Genomic DNA, 16,584 nt, shown 5'->3' with positions numbered 1-16,584 from the left:
CCCCACAATGACTGAACAGACACCCAGCGGTGCAGGCGCTTCCTACGCTGCGGCGGGCGTGAGCATCGAAGCCGGTGACCGCGCCGTCGAATTGTTCGGACCATTGGCCAGGAAGGCCAGCCGACCCGAGGTGCAGGGCGGTATCGGTGGCTTCGCCGGGCTGTTCGCGCTCAAGGGCGGATACCGGGAGCCGCTGCTGGCCGCCTCCACCGACGGTGTCGGCACCAAGATCGCCGTCGCCCAGGCCCTCGACAAGCACGACACCGTCGGCCTCGACCTGGTCGCCATGGTCGTCGACGACCTGGTGGTGTGTGGCGCCGAGCCGCTGTTCCTGCAGGACTACATCGCCATCGGCAAGGTCATCCCGGAGAAGGTCGCCGAGCTGGTCTCCGGCATCGCCGAGGGCTGCATCAAGGCCGGTTGCGCGCTGCTCGGCGGCGAGACCGCCGAGCACCCGGGTCTGATGGATCCCGATGACTACGACCTGTCCGCCACCGGCGTCGGCGTCGTCGAGGCCGACGCGGTCCTCGGCCCCGACCGGGTGCGTCCCGGCGACGTCGTGATCGCGATGGGCTCCTCGGGCCTGCACTCCAACGGCTACAGCCTGGCGCGCAAGGTGCTGCTCGACATCGATCGGATGTCGCTCACCGGGTACGTCGAGGAGTTCGGCCGCACCCTCGGTGAGGAACTGCTCGAGCCGACCCGCATCTACGCCAAGGACTGTCTCGCGCTGATCGCCGAAACCGACGTGCGCACCTTCTCGCACGTCACCGGTGGTGGCCTGGCCGCCAACCTGGCTCGGGTGCTGCCCGCAGGTCTGGTGGCCGAGCTGGATCGTGGCACCTGGAACCCTGCGCCGGTGTTCAAGATGATCGCTCAGCGCGGCCGCGTCGAGCGGATCGAGATGGAGAAGACGTTCAACATGGGCGTCGGCATGGTCGCGATCGTGGCGCCCGAGGACGCTGACCGTGCGCTGGCGGTGCTCACGGCCCGCCACATCGACTGCTGGACGCTGGGTGAGGTCAAGAAGGCCGCCGATGTCGAAGCGCCGCGTGCGGTGCTGCTGGGCGATCACCCCAGGTTCTGATCTCCGCTACGCACGAGAGCCGGGTCGCGATGGTCGCGACCCGGCTCTCGGTGCGTTCAGGGTTTGTTCCGGCCACTGAGTGGTTAACCCATACCCGGAGGGTTTTGACCGTCGGCTCGGGGTGGTCGGGGCCTCGAGGCGGCGAACACGACGAGCGTCCTGTGCATCGCACAGGACGCTCGTCGCGTATTCAGGTATTCGCCGTAACTGCTACTGCGAGCCTGTCGTCACTCACCTGAGAACGGCTGGAAGGGGGAGGCCGGTCGGCCTCCCCCTTCGTCGCTGTCAGGTCAGCGGCGCCAGCTGTCGTAGCCGTCGTCCTCGTCGTTCCAACGAGACGGCGACTCGTCCGCATCATGCTCATCGGACAGCACTGCACTACTCCTGGGTTGGGAGTAGGGCGAAGCATCGCTATCCGACAGCTCGCGCTGAAGGCTCGCGAAGTCCGTCGGCGCGGAGCTGTACTTGAGCTCACGTGCGACTTTGGTCTGCTTTGCCTTAGCCCGGCCACGGCCCATGGCTGACCCCCTCGCGTCACTGCGGGGCGGCCTGGGGTTTGTTGGCGGCCCCGTTCGAATTAATACTCTTCCTGACAGACACTTTAGCGTGTGTCAGGGCGTCGCGCTCCCAGGAGTGGGTGAAGACCTGTCGAAGCGCCCCGGTTTGCCCCTTCTTCGCCCAGACCGCCCGGTCTCAGATGACTCCCGGAATCGCGCGGATCACCCCGACTCTGGCGTCGCCGCCGAACACCGCGGTGGCCGCGAGCTGAGTGTGCTGATCGGTCCACTCGACGCCGAGTTCGCGCAGAATCGCCAGCGTCAGAGGCATCCGGGCCCGATCGTGACCGTCTTCGATCTTGTACGCGAAGGCCCTTCCGTCGGGTAGCGCGCCCGCGTGCACGCCGTCGGCGCCGATCTTGCAGAACAGTCCAGGGGTCGCCGACATGGCCAGCAGATCCGGGCCGCTCGTGCCGGAAATCACTCGTGGATTCGCCCGAACGGCATCGGCGATCCGGCGCGGCGCGGTGCCGGACTCGGCCGTGGTGAAGCCGGCGAAGGCGCGCGCGAGGTTGATCAGCGAGACGGGCACGATCGGCAGGCCGCAGCCGTCGATGCCCAGATCGGTCTCCGGTTCGCCGGTGACGTCGGCGACGGTGGCCAGGACCGCTTGCTGCAGCGGGTGCTCGATCTCGAGGTATCCGGTGCGCGGCCAATCGTTGATCGCGCAGGTCGCCAACATCGCGGCGTGTTTGCCGGAACAGTTCATGTACAGCGGGCTCGGACCCGCGCCGGTGATCGCGGCGGCGCGGGCCTTCTCCTCGAAGGGCAGGTCGGGTGGGCAGGCGAGGTCGCCGGCGGTGCAGCCGAAGCGATCGAGCAGGCGGCGGACGAGGGCGATGTGGTCGGGTTCACCGAAGTGGGAGGCGGTGGCGATGGCGAGTTCGTCGTCGTCGACGGGATCGAAACCGTTGCGCAGCAGGGCCAGTGCCTGCATCGGCTTGTTGGTGGAGCGCGGGAAGATCGGGCCGTGGATCTCGCCGAGTTCGAGGGTGGGGGTGCCGAAGGCGTCGAGGATGACGACGGATCCGCGGTGCACGCACTCACGGAAGCCGGATCGGACGACTTCGACCAGTTCGACACTCATGCTGTCTCCCTCGCTCGGGCGTCCTGCGTGGTTACGCGAGCTGCCGCCTCCGCGTGCTGACCGCTCATGCCTCGACCTCCGCGGCGACGGTTCGGGTTCGGGTGTGGCGGTCGATCTGCATGCGAACGTCGGCGGAGATGGTCGCCTCTTCCGCGCGCAGTCGTTCCAGGCGCACGGGGTCGGCGCCGGTGAACAGATCGCGCACGGTGATGCCGTGTTCGGGAACGTGGACGACGCGGACTTCGTCGCCCACGCCGATCGTGCCCTCGGTGAGCACCCGGAAGTAGGCGCCGGTATCGGATCGCAGCGCGAACCGTTTCACCCACCGCTGCTCGCCCGACCACTGCTGGAAGGTCGCGCAGGGCACCCGGGGCGCGCTGACCTCGAGCAGGGTGTCGCCGATCGCCCAGTGCGCGCCGAGCACCGCGTCGCTGACCGGCAGGCCGGTCAGGCGCAGGTTCTCGCCGAACCAGCCCGCGGGCAGTTCGCGGTCGAGTTCATCCGCCCAGCGGCGGGCGTCTTCGTCGGCATAGGCGTAGACGGCCTGGTCGATGCCGCCGTGGTGGGCGGTGTCGCAGACGTGGTCACCGTGCAGACCGAGGGCGGCCACCGCTACCCGGCCGTCGACCGGACGCTTGTCGATGGCGGTGCGACCGACGCGGGTGCGCACCTCGATCTCGGCGTGGACGACGCACACGGCCTCGACGCGGCCGGTATCGCCGACGCGCATGACCGGACGGTTCATCGCCCGCGCAACCGGTTGACGGCGGCGCGCCCCGCCTGCTCGGTGTCGTCGGCGGGGACCGAGTCGGGGTCGATGGCCGCGGCCATGCTGCCGACCACCAGTTCGGTGCCCGCGGGGACCGAACGCTTGATCAGAGCCAGGGCGATCGGGCCGAGTTCGTAGTGGTCGACGACAGTGCCGAGGCGGCCGACGGTGCGGCCGCCCGCGGTCACGTCGTCACCGGTGGCCGGGCGCTCGTCGGCCGAGCCGTCGAGGTGCAGCAGCACCAGATTGCGCGGGGGCTTGCCGAGGTTGTGGACCCTGGCCACGGTTTCCTGGCCGCGGTAGCACCCCTTGTCGAGGTGGACGGCCCCGTGCTCGTCGATGCCGCCGATCCAGCGGGCCTCGTGCGGGATGGTGCGTTCGTCGGTGTCCACGCCGATGCGCGGCCTCAGTGACGCCACGCGCAGCGCCTCGTAGGCCCACATACCCGCCGGTGCGACACCGCCTTGGGTGAGCTTGGTCCACCAGGCCGAGAGCTCGGCCCGGGGCACGATCAGATCGAAGGAGTTCGGCATCCGCCGCAGGAAGCCACCACCGGGCAGCGCGACCGCTCCGTAGATCTCTGGCAGTTGCGCGATGCCGAGAGCATCGAGCAGCGTGTCCACTCGCGGGCCCAGCAGGCTCAGCACGGCGTGATCCGGCGCGTCCTCGGGCTTGGCGTCGGCCCAGAAGACCATCTTCTGGAGGAACGCCAGCAGCTCGGCGCCGCGGTCGGCCTCGGTATCGAGCCACAGGGTGCCGTCGAGGTCGGTGAGAACGAAGTGATTGAGGACCCGGCCGTTGAGATCGAGGTCGAGAGTCTCGGCGCTGTGCCCGTCGGGTAGCGCGGCGATGTGCTGACTGGTGATGGTGTGCAGCCAGCTCAGGCGCTCGGCGCCGGTGATCGTGGCGACGCTGCGATGGGAGCGATCCACGACCGCGACCCGCTCCGCGGCGGCCTTCTGCTCACCGAACGGATCACCGTAATGCCAGGCGACCGCGGCGTCCGGGGTATCGGGTGCACCCGCGACGGCACCCGGAGTATGGAGAACAGGACTGGGGGAGACGACCTGTGACACGACACCCACTGTAGGCGCGTCTGCCGACACGCGCCGCACGTGGTCGTCTTCGCGGCGCGCGTCGCGAGCTCGATTCGGAGCAGCCATAGGCATAACAGAGCGATAACGCCTACGCTCGGCGCATGGGAGAACGGGTACTTGTGACACTCGACGGGACGGTCGCTGACGCGAACGTGCCGTCGCTCTATGCCGACGACATCGGCGCACTTCGCGGCGATGGCGTATTCGAAACGATTTTGGTGCGCGGCGGCACGGCCACCGCGCTGGAATTCCACCTGGCGCGGCTGCGCCGCTCGGCGCAGGCACTGGAACTGCCGGAGCCGGGCCTGTCGAGGTGGCGCACCGCGGTGGAACTGGCCGTGAAGGAATGGGGCTCGGAAGAGGAAGGAATGTTGCGGCTGATCTACACGCGCGGCCGCGACTCGGAATTCGACGCGCCGCGCTCGGAGCTGGCACCGGAGGATCCGCAACCCACCGCGTATGTGCTCGTCTCCCCGGTACCCGCGCGGGTCGCGACGGCGCGCGCCGAGGGCGTGAAGGTGATGTCGCTGGCGCGCGGCATCTCGGTCGACCTCGCGCAGGCGGCGCCGTGGCAGCTGCTCGGCGCGAAGACGCTGTCGTACGCGACCAACATGGCCGCGCTGCGGTTCGCGCGGCGGATGGGCGCCGAGGACGTGATCTTCCACAGCACCGAACACAAGGTTCTCGAGGGCCCGCGCTCGACGGTGGTGATCGCTCGCGGCAAGCAGCTGATCACCGTGCCCGCCAAGAGCGGCGTCCTGCCCGGCGTCACGCAGCGTGCGCTGTTCAACGTGGCGGAGAAGTCCGGCTGGGAGTGCAAGTACCAGACACTGTTCACCGCGGACCTTTTCGACTGTGACAGCATCTGGCTGCTGTCGAGCATCACCCTCGCCGCTCGAGTGAACCAGCTCGACGGCATTCGCTTGTCGGCGCCCGACAACGCTCAGGAGATCATCGACATGGTCGACCTCGGGATCGACCGGCCGGGGACCATCGGAGACTGGTGATCCGTGTGTGGGGCACGGGTGGGCGTGCCCCTGCGGGAAGGGTTTCCGCGGGCCGTGGCGGTTGTCACGCTCGAACGGGGTGATTCCGGGCGTACGATCTACTACAAGTCGTCGTAGTAGATCGGTGGAGGTCGGATGGACACCCTTGATGTCTCCCGGTGGCAGTTCGGGATCACGACCGTCTACCACTTTCTGTTCGTTCCGCTGACCATCGGACTCGCGCCGCTGATCGCGATGATGCAGACCGCGTGGGTGATCACCGGCAACGAACGCTGGTACCGGCTGACCAAATTCTTCGGCAAGCTGTTCCTGATCAACTTCGCCCTCGGCGTCGCGACGGGCATCGTGCAGGAATTCCAGTTCGGGATGAACTGGAGCGAGTACTCCCGCTTCATCGGCGACGTCTTCGGTGCGCCACTGGCGCTGGAAGCGCTGATCGCCTTCTTCATGGAGTCGACGTTCATCGGGTTGTGGATCTTCGGGTGGACCCGGTTGCCCAAGCTGGTGCATTTGGCGACCATCTGGATCGTCGCCATCGGGGTGAACGCGTCGGCGTATTTCATCATCGCCGCCAATTCGTTCATGCAGCATCCGGTGGGAGCCCGGTACAACCCCGAGACCGGACGCGCTGAGCTGGAAAGCATTGCGGCGCTGCTGACCAACAACACGACATTGGCCGCGTTCCCGCATGTGGTCGCGGGCGCGTTTCTCACCGCGGGCACTTTCGTGGCGGGTATCGCCGGCTGGTGGATGGTGCGCAACGCGCGCAGCGGCGATGCGGTGAAACGCGAAGAGGCGCGGACGATGTGGCGGCCGGTAGGGCGATTCGCCCTCGTGGTGGTGGCGCTCTCCGGCGTCGCCTTGATCTTCACCGGCGATATTCAAGGCAAGCTGATGTTCGAACAGCAGCCGATGAAAATGGCTTCGGCGGAATCGTTGTGCCACACGGCGACCGACCCCGATTTCTCCGTTCTCACCGTGGGCACGCACAACAATTGCGACGGTGTGATCCACGTGCTCGAGGTGCCCTATGTGCTGCCCTATCTCGCCAAGGGCGAATTCAGCGGGGTGACGCTCGACGGTGTGGTGGATCTGCAGAAGACCTACAACGTCGCGTACGGGCCAGGGGACTACCGGCCCAACCTGTTCGTCACCTACTGGTCCTTCCGCGCCATGATCGGGCTGGCAGGCGGGTCGGTGCTGCTGCTGTTGGCCGGGTTCTGGGTGACGCGCGGTGGCCGGGTGCCGGATCAGCGATGGTTCTCCTGGCTGAGCCTGCTCGCGATCCCCACACCGTTCCTGGCCAACAGCGCGGGCTGGGTGTTCACCGAGATGGGCCGTCAGCCGTGGGCGGTGGTGCCCAATCCGACCGGCGATCCGAATATTCGAATGACGGTGCAGCAGGCGGTCTCCGAACACTCGGCCGGGACCGTGATGTTCTCGCTGGCGGTGTTCACGCTGCTCTACGGTGCGCTCGCGGTGGTGTGGTTCTACCTGATGCGACGGTATGTCGTCGCCGGGCCGGACACCCACGTGCACGCCGAGAGTTCGGACAGCACGGACACTCCCCAACTTTCCTTCGCGTACTAGGAGCCGACGATGGATCTGCAACAGTTCTGGTTCCTCCTGATCGGTGTGCTGTTCACCGGCTACTTCGTGCTCGAGGGATTCGACTTCGGTGTCGGCATGCTGATGCCGATTCTCGGCAAGGGGTCCGATACCCGCAGGCGCGTCGTGCTCAATACGATCGGCCCGGTCTGGGACGGCAACGAGGTGTGGCTGATCACCGCCGCCGGTGCGCTGTTCGCGGCGTTTCCCGAGTGGTACGCCAGCATGTTCTCCGGGTTCTATCTGGCGCTGCTGCTCCTGCTCGTCGCCTTGATTCTGCGGGTGTGCGCGATCGAATACCGGGGCAAGATCAACGATCCGACCTGGCGGGCCTGGTGCGATATCGGGATCGGGATCGGGTCGTGGATTCCCGCACTGGCCTGGGGCTGGGTGTTCGCGAACATGGTGCGGGGCGTGCCGTTGAACGCGGACCGGCAGATCGCCGGTTCGGTCGCGGATCTGCTCAGCCCGTACGCCTTACTCGGCGGGCTCACTACCGCTGTTCTCTTCGCGCTGCACGGTGCGGTGTTCCTGGTGCTCAAGACAGCGGGCGAGGTTCGCACCGATGCCTTGCGGATGGCCAGGCTGCTGCTGATTCCCACCGCGGTGGTGGTCGGCGGATTCGGATTGTGGACGCAACTCGCCTACGGCGCCGGGTGGACGTGGATCGTGCTGGTGACTGCCGTGCTCGGGCTCGCGCTAGCCGCGGTGGCGAATTTCGCGGGGCGTGACGGCTGGGCTTTTGTCGGCACGACGCTCGGTGTGGTCTCGGCGACGGTGTTGATCATCGGGTCGATGTATCCGAATGTGCTGCCGTCGACCACCAGCCCGCTCTACGACCTCACCATCCACAATGCGTCCTCGTCGCCGTATACGTTGAAGGTGATGAGCTGGGCGGCGTTGCTCGCTACGCCGGTGGTGTTGATGTATCAGGGGTGGACCTATTGGGTTTTCCGGCAGCGGATTCGGGTGGAACAGATTCCGCCGCCGGTGGGTCTGCCGCGCAGCGGTAAGGGCTGACAGATGGCGTCGGCCCCGTCTCGGGAAATCGTCGCTCGCGAAAGGTCGGACGCTGTGGTGTCGGAGAGCTTGTCGCAGGAGGGACCCGAGCCGGGCGCGGTGACGCCGACACGGTCGAGGCGCGGCCCGGTGGATCCCCGGTTGTGGCGGTACGCGCGGTCGGCGCGGCCGCATCTGGTGATCGCTGTCGCGCTGGCGCTGGTGATCACAGCGACGATCGTGGTGATCGCCATTGTGCTGGGGCGGGTACTCGCCGGGGTCATCACGGATCCGGGCAAGCGTGAGTTCGGTACGTGGACCACGGAATTGGTGGTCCTTGCGGTGGCCGTCGCGGTGCGGGGGCTGGCGAGTTGGTGGCAGGCGCGGTTGGCTCATCGGGCCGGAAGCGCGGTGGTCGCGGAGCTCGAGACGGCGGTGCTGCGGGCCGGCGCCGAGCTGCCGCCACGGGAACTCGACGTGCGGCGAACGGAGATCGCGGTCGTCGTCGGCAACGGTCTCAGTGGGTTGCGTGGGTGGTTCACCGGCTATCTGCCCGCGCTGTTGCTGGCCTGTCTGGTTCCGCCGGTGGTGCTGGTGGTCATCGCCCTGCACGACCGGACCTCGGCGCTGATCGCGGTGATCACCGTGCCGTTGATCCCGGTGTTCATGGTGCTGATCGGGCTGCTCACCCAGGGGCGAGCCGAGGCGACGCTCGCCGCGACCACGCGGTTGTCGGACCAGATCCTCGACCTTTTCGCGGGCATGCCCACTTTGCGTGCGCTCGGGCGTGAGGGTGCGGACGGACCCTCGATGGTTGATCAGGTGCAGGCCCTCGGCGATTCGCTGCGGCAGCGGACCATGCGCGCGCTGCGGATCGCGTTCCTTTCCTCGATGGTGCTGGAAAGTCTCGCGACGCTGAGTGTCGCGTTGATCGCGGTCGCGATCGGGCTGCGGTTGGTGTTCGGCGAGATGGCGTTGTACAGCGGCCTGGTGGCGTTGATTCTCGCGCCGGAGGTGTACTGGCCGCTGCGGCAGGTGGGGGAGAAGTTCCACGCGGCGCAAGACGGAATGGCAGCCGCTGACCGGGCTTTCGCGGTACTCGAACCGGCCCGGCGGGCCGAGTCGGCGCCTCCTCGCGCCGCCTGGGGCGAGGTCATCGCCTCCGGTAGCCGCACGGCGGACGTGGCCGAACTGACTGATGCGGGTGTCGGGCCGGCGCGAATCAGCTTGCGTGGGCTGTCTGTTGCCGCCAGAACGGGCACCGCGCCCGATCGATTGACGGCCGTGCTCGAACCCGGAATGGTGACCGTCCTGACCGGGCCGAACGGGTGCGGGAAATCGACTACGCTGCAGGCGATTCTGGGGCTGGTCGAACCCGACGAAGGCGCCGTCTTCGTCGACGGTACCGATGTTCGTGAACTCGACCTCGACAGCTGGTGGAGTCGGATCGCCTGGTTGCCGCAGCGGCCGGTGCTGGTTCCCGGGACATTGCGCGAGAATGTCGAGTTGCTCGGGGCCGTCCCGGATCCGACCGTCGACGATCTTCGATCCGTCAGTGCCGCAACGGGATTCGAGAGCGTGCTGGCCGAGCTCCCCGACGGCTGGAACACCGTCGTCGGTCAGAACGGCACCGGCCTGTCCCTGGGCCAACGCCAACGCCTAGCCCTCACCCGCGTCCTCGCCGCCCACCGCCCGATCCTGCTCCTCGACGAACCCACCGCCCACCTCGACCCCGAGAGCGAGCAGCGCGTGCTCACCACCCTGCGCGAACACGCCGCCGCCGGTGCGACCGTTGTGGTCGTCGCCCACCGTCCGACCGTGCTGGCAGCGGGCGATGTGGTGATCGACGTCGTCGCGGCGCACACGCCTGCAGCGGTCGCTCCGGATTCGGAGGCTACGGGCAACTCCGCACCTGTCACCGACACCGACACCAGTCGACCGGCTTCTGCCCGCACGGTCGGCGCCTCAGATCCCGTGGCAGCGAGCGAACCCCCGCCTGGTGCCGACTCGGAACCACAGCGCGCGGTGGGCTCCTCCGGTGAGTCGGCCGGTCGCGCGTACGGAGTGGAGGTCTCATGATCGGCGATCTGCGGGAGATGTGGCGGCTGCTCGCGTTGTCGCCCGCGCGGGTCACGGTGGCGATCGCCTGGGGCGTGGCGGCGTTGGGCAGTGGGCTCGGGTTGGCGGCGCTCGCCGCGTGGTTGATCGCGCGGGCCTGGCAGATGCCGCCGGTGCTGGATCTGAGCGTCGCGGTGGTCGCGGTGCGGGCACTGGGCATCTCGCGGGGGTTGTGCCGGTACCTGGAGCGGCTGGCCACCCACGATGTGGCTTTGCGGGCGATGACGACAGCTCGCACGTCGGTGTATCGCACGCTGGCGCAGTCGGATGTCCGGTGGTGGCGAGACCGGAACAGCTCGTCGGTTGCGCCGACCGGTGTGGCGGACCACGCGGGCCCTGTCGGCAGCACGGGGCGTGCGCTGCGGCGCGGGGATGTGCTTGTCCGGACCGGCGCTGACATCGACGATCTCGGGGCGGTGGTTGTCCGGGTGTTGGTGCCCGTGGCGGTCGCGGTGGTGTTGTCGCTGGCCGCGGTGGGGCTGATCGCGATCATTTCGCCCCTGGCCGCGGTGATCTTGGCTGTCGCGCTGGCGGTTTCGGGGATCCTCGCGCCATGGCTGTCGGCGGCGGCCGCGCGGGAGGCAGAGCGGGCGGTGCGAGCCGATCGGGCCGAGTTCGCCGCCGGGGCGCTCACGGTACTCGATCACGCTGCCGAGCTGCGCGTCGCGGGGCGGCTGGATGCGGCACTCGCCCTGGCGGACAGGGCTTCTCAGCGGGCGGTGACCGCGGAGGATTCGGCTGCCTCGCGCAGCGCGTGGGCGGCCGCGGCCACTCCGCTGTCGATCGGGGTGAGCGCGTTCGGTGCGCTGCTGGTCGGCATCGCCGCCTACGGGTCGACCGGCGGACTGCCCGGCGGCATGACTCCGATGGCTTTGACGATTCTGGTGCTGGTCCCGCTGTCGGCCTTCGAAGCCGTGGGCATGCTTCCCGCCGCCGCGACCACCCTCACCACTTCCCGTGCGGCTCTGCACCGCCTCCGTGGCATCTCGGCAGGAACCCGCGGCACTGCCGGTGCCGACAGTGCCGACAGTGAGCGCCGCGAGTGGGCGGCGGTCGAGCCTGCTCCGGCTGACCTCGACTCCGCGGGAGTTCGAGAACGCGCGCGGTCGGTGGTTCCCGGGGGACCGGTAACGAGTCCATGGGCCACGGCCCGGCGGACACCGATGCCCGAAGGGTCGCGGGTGGTTGTCGTCGGGCCCAGTGGGGCGGGGAAGACAACGTTGCTGATGGCATGGGCGGGCCTGTTCGATACGCCCCGGGACGGTGTCACGTTCTTCGCGGAGGACGCGCATCTGTTCGGCACCTCGATTCTCGAGAACCTGCGAGTCGCGCGTGGCGACCTCACCCTCGACGAGGCCGAAAGCGCTCTGCGCACAGTCGGTCTCGGGCCGTGGCTGGATACGCTGCCGGACGGTCTGCACACCTCGCTCACCGCGGGCGCGGCCGCCGTATCCGGTGGTCAGCGCCGCCGCATCCTGCTGGCCCGCGCCCTCGTCGCCCCCGCGCACACCCTGCTCCTCGACGAGCCGACCGAACACCTGGCCGCCGCCGAAGGCGATCAACTTCTGCTCGACCTCCTCGACGCGGACAGCGGTCTCGTAGCTGCGGATCGCACCGTTGTCGTTGTCACCCACCAACTCCCGCGCGGGCACAGAGCCGGCACCGTCGTCACCGTCGATGCGACCGGCACCTGCCACATCGAGCATCATCACGCCACGACATCTTCGGCAACCTGACGCATTCACCCAGGTCAGAACCGCAATTAAATCAATTGCCGAGCGCGCCGAGCGCGGATAGATTCATCAGTACACAAGAGAGGAGGTGGTCTGAAGAATGTATGTTCATCGGATGCGTGAGGTGGCTGCCCGCTAGCAGCTCCACTGCGGGAGATTCCCCAGCGGTGCGCTGAGCGAATCCCAGGCAGTCACCCGACCCCCGAGCCCCCGGAAGATCCAACCGGGACCATCGCGTTCACAGATCGCGGTGGAACGGCTCGGGGGTCGCTCCATTTCCCGACGAGAACGGCCCGCCCAGATCAGATCTGGGCGGGCCGTTCTCGAAGAATCTCAGCCGATGTAGCGGACCAGCCGCGCCGACAGGCGGGGGACGAGCGCGCCGTCGGGGTCCACGCGTTCTTCCACGTAGGCGAGGTCGCCGTTGTCGACGATGCCGTAGAGGCGTTTGGCGCCGCCCACCACCGCGCCGGAGGTGCTGCGGATGGAGACGTCGGTCGCGAGCTCCCAGGAGGCCTGGTTGCGGGCCTTGCCGTAGTACAGCTCGATGACGCCGTTGCTGTGGGTGAGCAGGAGTTCGAGCAGCTCGTCGGTGCCCTCACCGCCGACCCGCCAGTAGCCGCTCTCGCGCAGGTCCAGGCCGGTGTACTTGCCGTCCGCGTCGAGCTTCCAGGTCTGCGATTCCCAGGCCAGGTAGTCGCCGCCGTCGTGGGAGACGATGATCTGCTGGCCGAAGCGGTAGTCGCCCTCGGCGGGGTGGTGGCCTTCGCCCTCGCCGCGCCACACGCCGACCAGCGGCAGCAGGGCCAGCATGGCGTGGTTCAGATCCGGGCCGAGGCGCAGATTGGCCGTGTCCTCGGGCAGGGGGAGGCCGGGCAGCACCGAAATGTTTCGGGCGCCGGTTTCCTTCGCCCGTTCGGCGGCGACGTTGACTGCTTCGTCGCCGCTACGACGCTCGGCCGGAGCGTCTTGCTCTGTGCTCGCTCGCTCGGCCTGTTCGTTACCTTCGCCAGCGAGCCCGCTCATGACTCGGTGAAGAGCCGGTAGAAGACGTACAGGCCGAACCAGCCGATGAGAATCGACACGGCGACAAGGAGTACCTCGAAGAAGATGACCACAATCGGAGTCTAGCCAGTCCTCGTAACAGATACGAAAACGGCCCTGGTAGTTCCCGCACAGGAACTACCAGGGCCGTTGTGAGCTTCTTACTTGGCGACCGCGACGTCGACGGCGTGAATGCCGGCGCCCTCGGGGCTGATCTCGGCGGAGCCGTTGCCCGACGAGCTCAGCGCGCGCAGGGTCCACGAACCCGGCGCGGCGAAGAAGCGGAAATCACCGGTGCCGGAGGCCACGACCTCGGCGGTGAAGTCACCGTTGCCGTCGAGCAGACGCACGAACGCGCCGCCGACGGGCTGGCCGTCGGTGCTCAGGACACGGCCGGTGATGACCGTTTCCTTCTCCACATCGACGCCGGCCGGAATGGCCTGACCCTGGGTAGGTGCTGCACACATATTGATTACGCTCCCAACTCGATAGGCGCTCCGACGAGGGAACCGTATTCGGTCCAGCTGCCGTCGTAGTTCTTGACGTTCTGGTGGCCGAGCAGCTCCTGCAGCACGAACCAGGTGTGCGAGGAACGCTCGCCGATGCGGCAGTAGGCGATGGTCTCCTTCTCGCCGTCCAGGCCCGCGTCCTTGTACAGCTCGGCCAGGTCGGCGTCGCTGCGGAAGGTGCCGTCCTCGTTCGCGGCCTTGCTCCACGGCACGTTGATCGCGCCCGGGATGTGGCCGGGACGCTGGCTCTGCTCCTGCGGCAGGTGCGCGGGGGCGAGGATCTTGCCCGAGAACTCGTCGGGGCTGCGCACGTCGACCAGGTTCTTGGTGCCGATGGCCGCGATGACCTCGTCACGGAACGCGCGGATGCTCAGGTCGGGAGCGGCGGCCTTGTACTGGGTGGCCGGGCGCGAGACCGCGTCACGCGAGAGCGGACGACCGTCGAGCTCCCACTTCTTGCGGCCGCCGTCGAGCAGCTTGACGTCGTTGTGGCCGTACAGCTTGAAGTACCAGTAGGCGTAGGCCGCGAACCAGTTGTTGTTGCCGCCGTAGAGCACCACGGTGTCGTCGTTGCCGATGCCACGCGCCGAGAGCAGGTCGGAGAACTGCTCCTGGTTCACGAAGTCGCGACGGACCTGATCCTGCAGGTCGGTCTTCCAGTCAAGGCGGATGGCGCCTTCGATGTGGCCACCCTCGTAGGCGGAGGTGTCCTCGTCGACCTCGACGAAGACGACGCCGGGGGCGTTGAGGTTCTCTTCGGCCCAGTCAACGGAGACCAGGACATCGGAGCGAGCCATGTTGTTCCTTTCAGAGACGTGCAAGGGGGTCAGTTCGGTGCCGGGGCTGGTGACCGGCGGAAGCGAGCTACCAGGGGATAGATCTGGCAACCCAGGCAGACCCCGAACGCCGCGTTCAAGAACGCCGCGAACAGGGCGAAGCCGGCGAACACCGCGCCGACGATCGAGGAGCCGAGCGCGAAGCCCAGCAGGGAGAGACCGGCGAACACGAAGCCGAGCGCTTGCGCGAAACGCAGCGGCGGCACGGGCTCGGTCTCGGTGGGCGGACCGAAGCGCTCTGCGACGAACGCGGCGTAGATCCGGCCGTAAGGGTGCTTGGCGGGGCCGCTGATCGCGCCGATCGCGAAGACGACGGCCTGCAGGCCGATCAGGATCGCGGCCGCGGCGGTCGAGAAGGCGGCGACGAGAAGCACGAGAACCAGCACGCCGGTGGTGATCCAGGCCACGAAACGCGGCCCGCGGACATCGACGCGAGGGGGAGATTCAGAGGAACGGGTCATTGTGCGAACTCCTGGGCTTTGTGTAAGTCAGGGGGATCTGCCTGGTCACCGGGGGATCCAGAGGATCACTCGCACGGCGGGCATAGATCGACGTCAGAAATCTCGGGAGAGAAAAAGCCGATCGGTCAGCAGCACAGGCAGCAACAACCACCGAGGCGACACAGATCAACTGTGCGGCGTCGGGTGAGCATCAGCTCGTGGTCGGTTTGCACGAGAAGTAGTTTACCCGGTCTCACCGGAGAATGTCTCGGCCCCCCTGGATATGGGGCTAGATCACACCGTCAGGGGCTCGAGGGCGGTGCGCAGGTCGCCCGCCTTGGGAACGCCGGAGATGCGGAAGCGCTCCTTGCCCTCGGCGTCGAAGACGAAGGTCGTCGGCAGCGAGAGGACATTGAGCTCGCGGGCCAGCGCGGGATCGGCGTCGATGTCGATCTCGATGTCGCGCGGGGCATTCGGGGACTCCGACAGGTCGGCGGTGACGCCGGCGACGACCCGGCGGACCGCGTCACACGGGCCGCACCAGTCGGCGGAGAAGTGCAGCACCGCGGGGGCCGCACCGGTCACACCGGCGGCGTCGAGCAGGCGGGCGCGCTGATGGGTCTCGGGGTCGAGGGTGGCGGGACGAACCTGCCCCTGCCTGCGCGACAGGTAGAACCCGACCGCGACGGCGGCCGCGATGACGGCGGCCAGAATGACGATCTCGATCATGGTTGCTGCAATCGGTCCAGGTCGATGGTGACGTTGCGGCCGACACCCTCGACGACGATCTGGCCGCCGAGCGCCGACACCTCGGTCGGTGCGACACCGAACGGCAACTCCTTGATATCGATCGTACGGCTGAAGCGGGCGAGCACTGCGGCGTGATCGGTCTCGGGGATCTTCGAATCGGTCTTGACCGCGGCGGTGGTGTCGACCGTGCTGGTGGTGTCGGTGTAGAAACCGGTCGCCTGGATCCGGACCTTGTCGCCCTCGAGCAGCAGGTCGGCCTGGATCTGCACCGGCACCCGGGTCGCGGAACTGGACGGGGTGACACCGGCGGGCAGGACGCGGCCGTTCGCCGCGGTGGGCAGGGTGCCCTTGAGGACGAGGACGCCCGCGGTGGTCATTCCGGACCCGCCGGAGCCACCCGTGCCGTCGGACTTGTCGGCCGGCGGGGTGTGGACCTGCAGGTCCGGGATGCCGAAGAGTTTGCCGAGTTCGGTGGGCTCGAAACGCATCAACGCGTCGATCCGGTCGACCTGCGCCGTGCGCGCCGCGCCGTCGAGCAACTCGCTGGCCGTGGCGTGCAAGCCCTGCAGCTTGGCCTCGATGCCGACCTCGCCGGGGATGTCGGGCCGCACGGCGCGGGCACGGATCGTCACGTCGTCGTAGCGGCCGCTCATCGCCTGGGCGGCGAACGGGAATCCGTGGAACGTGACTTCCGGGTCGGCGGACAGATCCGCGCCCGCCCGCAGTTGACGGGAGACGTGGTACTCCGAATAGGCGGCGGCGCCGAAATCGATGACCACCGCCAAACCGGCCAGGCAGAGAAGCCCGATGATCAGCTTGCGCATGCTGTGACACTAGCGGCTGGCGTCGCGGGTCGCGGGCCCCTGGTCCCTCCGAGGCGAGGGCGAAGAACACAAAACGGACGCCGTGTTGCGAGGTAGTGGCTGTAGAGGCGCTAATGTTG

16 protein-coding genes are annotated in these 16,584 nt (G+C 67.9%); 6 read left to right on the top strand and 10 right to left on the bottom strand.

Translation table 11 applies throughout. The annotated features are described in order from the left end of the window. Positions 1 to 7 precede the first annotated feature (7 nt). Positions 8 to 1,087, top strand: coding sequence for a phosphoribosylformylglycinamidine cyclo-ligase (gene purM / locus ACFQ9R_RS12625; RefSeq protein ID WP_378990582.1), 1,080 nt, complete (start codon positions 8 to 10; stop codon positions 1,085 to 1,087). Between the two features lie 290 nt (positions 1,088 to 1,377). On the opposite strand, the gene ACFQ9R_RS12620 is transcribed toward purM, so the two are convergent. From ACFQ9R_RS12620 to ACFQ9R_RS12605, 4 genes are all read right to left on the bottom strand, one after another. Then, the gene (locus tag ACFQ9R_RS12620; RefSeq protein WP_067448610.1) at positions 1,378 to 1,605 is read right to left on the bottom strand and encodes a DUF3073 domain-containing protein; all 228 of its coding nucleotides are present in this window, start codon (positions 1,603 to 1,605) and stop codon (positions 1,378 to 1,380) included. A 175-nt stretch (positions 1,606 to 1,780) separates the two neighbouring features. Continuing rightward, positions 1,781 to 2,731 carry an asparaginase gene (locus ACFQ9R_RS12615; RefSeq protein ID WP_378990581.1) on the bottom strand — a complete coding sequence of 317 codons (951 nt, stop codon included), beginning with the start codon at positions 2,729 to 2,731 and terminating at the stop codon, positions 1,781 to 1,783. Between the two features lie 64 nt (positions 2,732 to 2,795). Next, a complete protein-coding gene (locus ACFQ9R_RS12610; RefSeq protein WP_378990580.1) occupies positions 2,796 to 3,461 on the bottom strand; it encodes an MOSC domain-containing protein in 666 nt (221 codons plus the stop codon). Positions 3,462 to 3,472: 11 nt separating this feature from the next. After that, positions 3,473 to 4,576 carry a YgfZ/GcvT domain-containing protein gene (locus tag ACFQ9R_RS12605; protein WP_378990579.1) on the bottom strand — a complete coding sequence of 368 codons (1,104 nt, stop codon included), beginning with the start codon at positions 4,574 to 4,576 and terminating at the stop codon, positions 3,473 to 3,475. A gap of 122 nt (positions 4,577 to 4,698) precedes the next feature. On the opposite strand from ACFQ9R_RS12605, the gene ACFQ9R_RS12600 reads away from it, so the two are divergent. The 5 genes from ACFQ9R_RS12600 (at position 4,699) to cydC (ending at position 12,065) form a co-directional block, all read left to right on the top strand. Continuing rightward, entirely contained in the window at positions 4,699 to 5,604 is a 906-nt protein-coding gene (locus ACFQ9R_RS12600; protein WP_378631794.1) for an aminodeoxychorismate lyase, read from the top strand. 135 nt (positions 5,605 to 5,739) lie between these two features. Further along, positions 5,740 to 7,194, top strand: a complete 1,455-nt coding sequence (locus ACFQ9R_RS12595) for a cytochrome ubiquinol oxidase subunit I (protein WP_378990578.1) — start codon at positions 5,740 to 5,742, stop codon at positions 7,192 to 7,194. Positions 7,195 to 7,203: 9 nt separating this feature from the next. Then, complete coding sequence (gene cydB / locus ACFQ9R_RS12590; protein WP_378990577.1) at positions 7,204 to 8,232, top strand: cytochrome d ubiquinol oxidase subunit II; 1,029 nt, start codon at positions 7,204 to 7,206, stop codon at positions 8,230 to 8,232. 3 nt (positions 8,233 to 8,235) lie between these two features. Next, on the top strand, positions 8,236 to 10,290 hold the full coding sequence (gene cydD, locus ACFQ9R_RS12585) for a thiol reductant ABC exporter subunit CydD (protein WP_378990575.1): 2,055 nt from the start codon (positions 8,236 to 8,238) through the stop codon (positions 10,288 to 10,290). Further along, positions 10,287 to 12,065 carry a thiol reductant ABC exporter subunit CydC gene (gene cydC / locus ACFQ9R_RS12580; RefSeq protein ID WP_378990574.1) on the top strand — a complete coding sequence of 593 codons (1,779 nt, stop codon included), beginning with the start codon at positions 10,287 to 10,289 and terminating at the stop codon, positions 12,063 to 12,065. The genes cydD and cydC overlap by 4 nt, the downstream gene beginning before the upstream one ends. A 330-nt stretch (positions 12,066 to 12,395) precedes the next feature. On the opposite strand, the gene ACFQ9R_RS12575 is transcribed toward cydC, so the two are convergent. The 6 genes from ACFQ9R_RS12575 to ACFQ9R_RS12550 all read right to left on the bottom strand — a co-directional run bounded on the left by ACFQ9R_RS12575 (position 12,396) and on the right by ACFQ9R_RS12550 (position 16,465). Beyond that, positions 12,396 to 13,088 (bottom strand): FABP family protein, encoded by a 693-nt coding sequence (locus ACFQ9R_RS12575; RefSeq protein ID WP_378990573.1) that lies wholly within the window; start codon positions 13,086 to 13,088, stop codon positions 12,396 to 12,398. 179 nt (positions 13,089 to 13,267) lie between these two features. After that, positions 13,268 to 13,573 (bottom strand): DUF1416 domain-containing protein, encoded by a 306-nt coding sequence (locus tag ACFQ9R_RS12570; RefSeq protein ID WP_056818727.1) that lies wholly within the window; start codon positions 13,571 to 13,573, stop codon positions 13,268 to 13,270. A gap of 5 nt (positions 13,574 to 13,578) precedes the next feature. Then, on the bottom strand, positions 13,579 to 14,412 hold the full coding sequence (locus ACFQ9R_RS12565) for a sulfurtransferase (RefSeq protein WP_056818725.1): 834 nt from the start codon (positions 14,410 to 14,412) through the stop codon (positions 13,579 to 13,581). A gap of 29 nt (positions 14,413 to 14,441) precedes the next feature. Beyond that, positions 14,442 to 14,912 carry a DUF4395 domain-containing protein gene (locus ACFQ9R_RS12560; RefSeq protein WP_378990571.1) on the bottom strand — a complete coding sequence of 157 codons (471 nt, stop codon included), beginning with the start codon at positions 14,910 to 14,912 and terminating at the stop codon, positions 14,442 to 14,444. A 273-nt stretch (positions 14,913 to 15,185) separates the two neighbouring features. Beyond that, entirely contained in the window at positions 15,186 to 15,620 is a 435-nt protein-coding gene (locus ACFQ9R_RS12555; protein WP_378990570.1) for a thioredoxin family protein, read from the bottom strand. After that, the gene (locus ACFQ9R_RS12550; RefSeq protein WP_378631811.1) at positions 15,617 to 16,465 is read right to left on the bottom strand and encodes an LmeA family phospholipid-binding protein; all 849 of its coding nucleotides are present in this window, start codon (positions 16,463 to 16,465) and stop codon (positions 15,617 to 15,619) included. The genes ACFQ9R_RS12555 and ACFQ9R_RS12550 overlap by 4 nt, the downstream gene beginning before the upstream one ends. Positions 16,466 to 16,584 lie beyond the last annotated feature (119 nt).

It is taken from the genome of Nocardia sp. NPDC056541, from assembly GCF_042794235.1.
Taxonomy (GTDB): Bacteria; Actinomycetota; Actinomycetes; order Mycobacteriales; family Mycobacteriaceae; genus Nocardia.
The sequence above is the reverse complement of the archived record's forward strand: the minus strand, read 5'-3'. Positions and strand labels throughout refer to the sequence as shown.

Excerpts from the sequence above, each read along its gene's own strand:
- ACFQ9R_RS12570 (WP_056818727.1), bottom strand. The coding sequence starts at position 13,573 with ATGTGTGCAGCACCTACCCAGGGTCAGGCCATTCCGGCCGGCGTCGAT.
- ACFQ9R_RS12550 (WP_378631811.1), bottom strand. The coding sequence starts at position 16,465 with ATGCGCAAGCTGATCATCGGGCTTCTCTGCCTGGCCGGTTTGGCGGTG.
- cydD (WP_378990575.1), top strand. The coding sequence starts at position 8,236 with ATGGCGTCGGCCCCGTCTCGGGAAATCGTCGCTCGCGAAAGGTCGGAC.
- ACFQ9R_RS12560 (WP_378990571.1), bottom strand. The coding sequence starts at position 14,912 with ATGACCCGTTCCTCTGAATCTCCCCCTCGCGTCGATGTCCGCGGGCCG.
- cydC (WP_378990574.1), top strand. The coding sequence starts at position 10,287 with ATGATCGGCGATCTGCGGGAGATGTGGCGGCTGCTCGCGTTGTCGCCC.
- ACFQ9R_RS12555 (WP_378990570.1), bottom strand. The coding sequence starts at position 15,620 with ATGATCGAGATCGTCATTCTGGCCGCCGTCATCGCGGCCGCCGTCGCG.
- ACFQ9R_RS12600 (WP_378631794.1), top strand. The coding sequence starts at position 4,699 with ATGGGAGAACGGGTACTTGTGACACTCGACGGGACGGTCGCTGACGCG.
- ACFQ9R_RS12610 (WP_378990580.1), bottom strand. The coding sequence starts at position 3,461 with ATGCGCGTCGGCGATACCGGCCGCGTCGAGGCCGTGTGCGTCGTCCAC.
- ACFQ9R_RS12620 (WP_067448610.1), bottom strand. The coding sequence starts at position 1,605 with ATGGGCCGTGGCCGGGCTAAGGCAAAGCAGACCAAAGTCGCACGTGAG.
- cydB (WP_378990577.1), top strand. The coding sequence starts at position 7,204 with ATGGATCTGCAACAGTTCTGGTTCCTCCTGATCGGTGTGCTGTTCACC.
- purM (WP_378990582.1), top strand. The coding sequence starts at position 8 with ATGACTGAACAGACACCCAGCGGTGCAGGCGCTTCCTACGCTGCGGCG.
- ACFQ9R_RS12615 (WP_378990581.1), bottom strand. The coding sequence starts at position 2,731 with ATGAGTGTCGAACTGGTCGAAGTCGTCCGATCCGGCTTCCGTGAGTGC.
- ACFQ9R_RS12565 (WP_056818725.1), bottom strand. The coding sequence starts at position 14,412 with ATGGCTCGCTCCGATGTCCTGGTCTCCGTTGACTGGGCCGAAGAGAAC.
- ACFQ9R_RS12575 (WP_378990573.1), bottom strand. The coding sequence starts at position 13,088 with ATGAGCGGGCTCGCTGGCGAAGGTAACGAACAGGCCGAGCGAGCGAGC.
- ACFQ9R_RS12595 (WP_378990578.1), top strand. The coding sequence starts at position 5,740 with ATGGACACCCTTGATGTCTCCCGGTGGCAGTTCGGGATCACGACCGTC.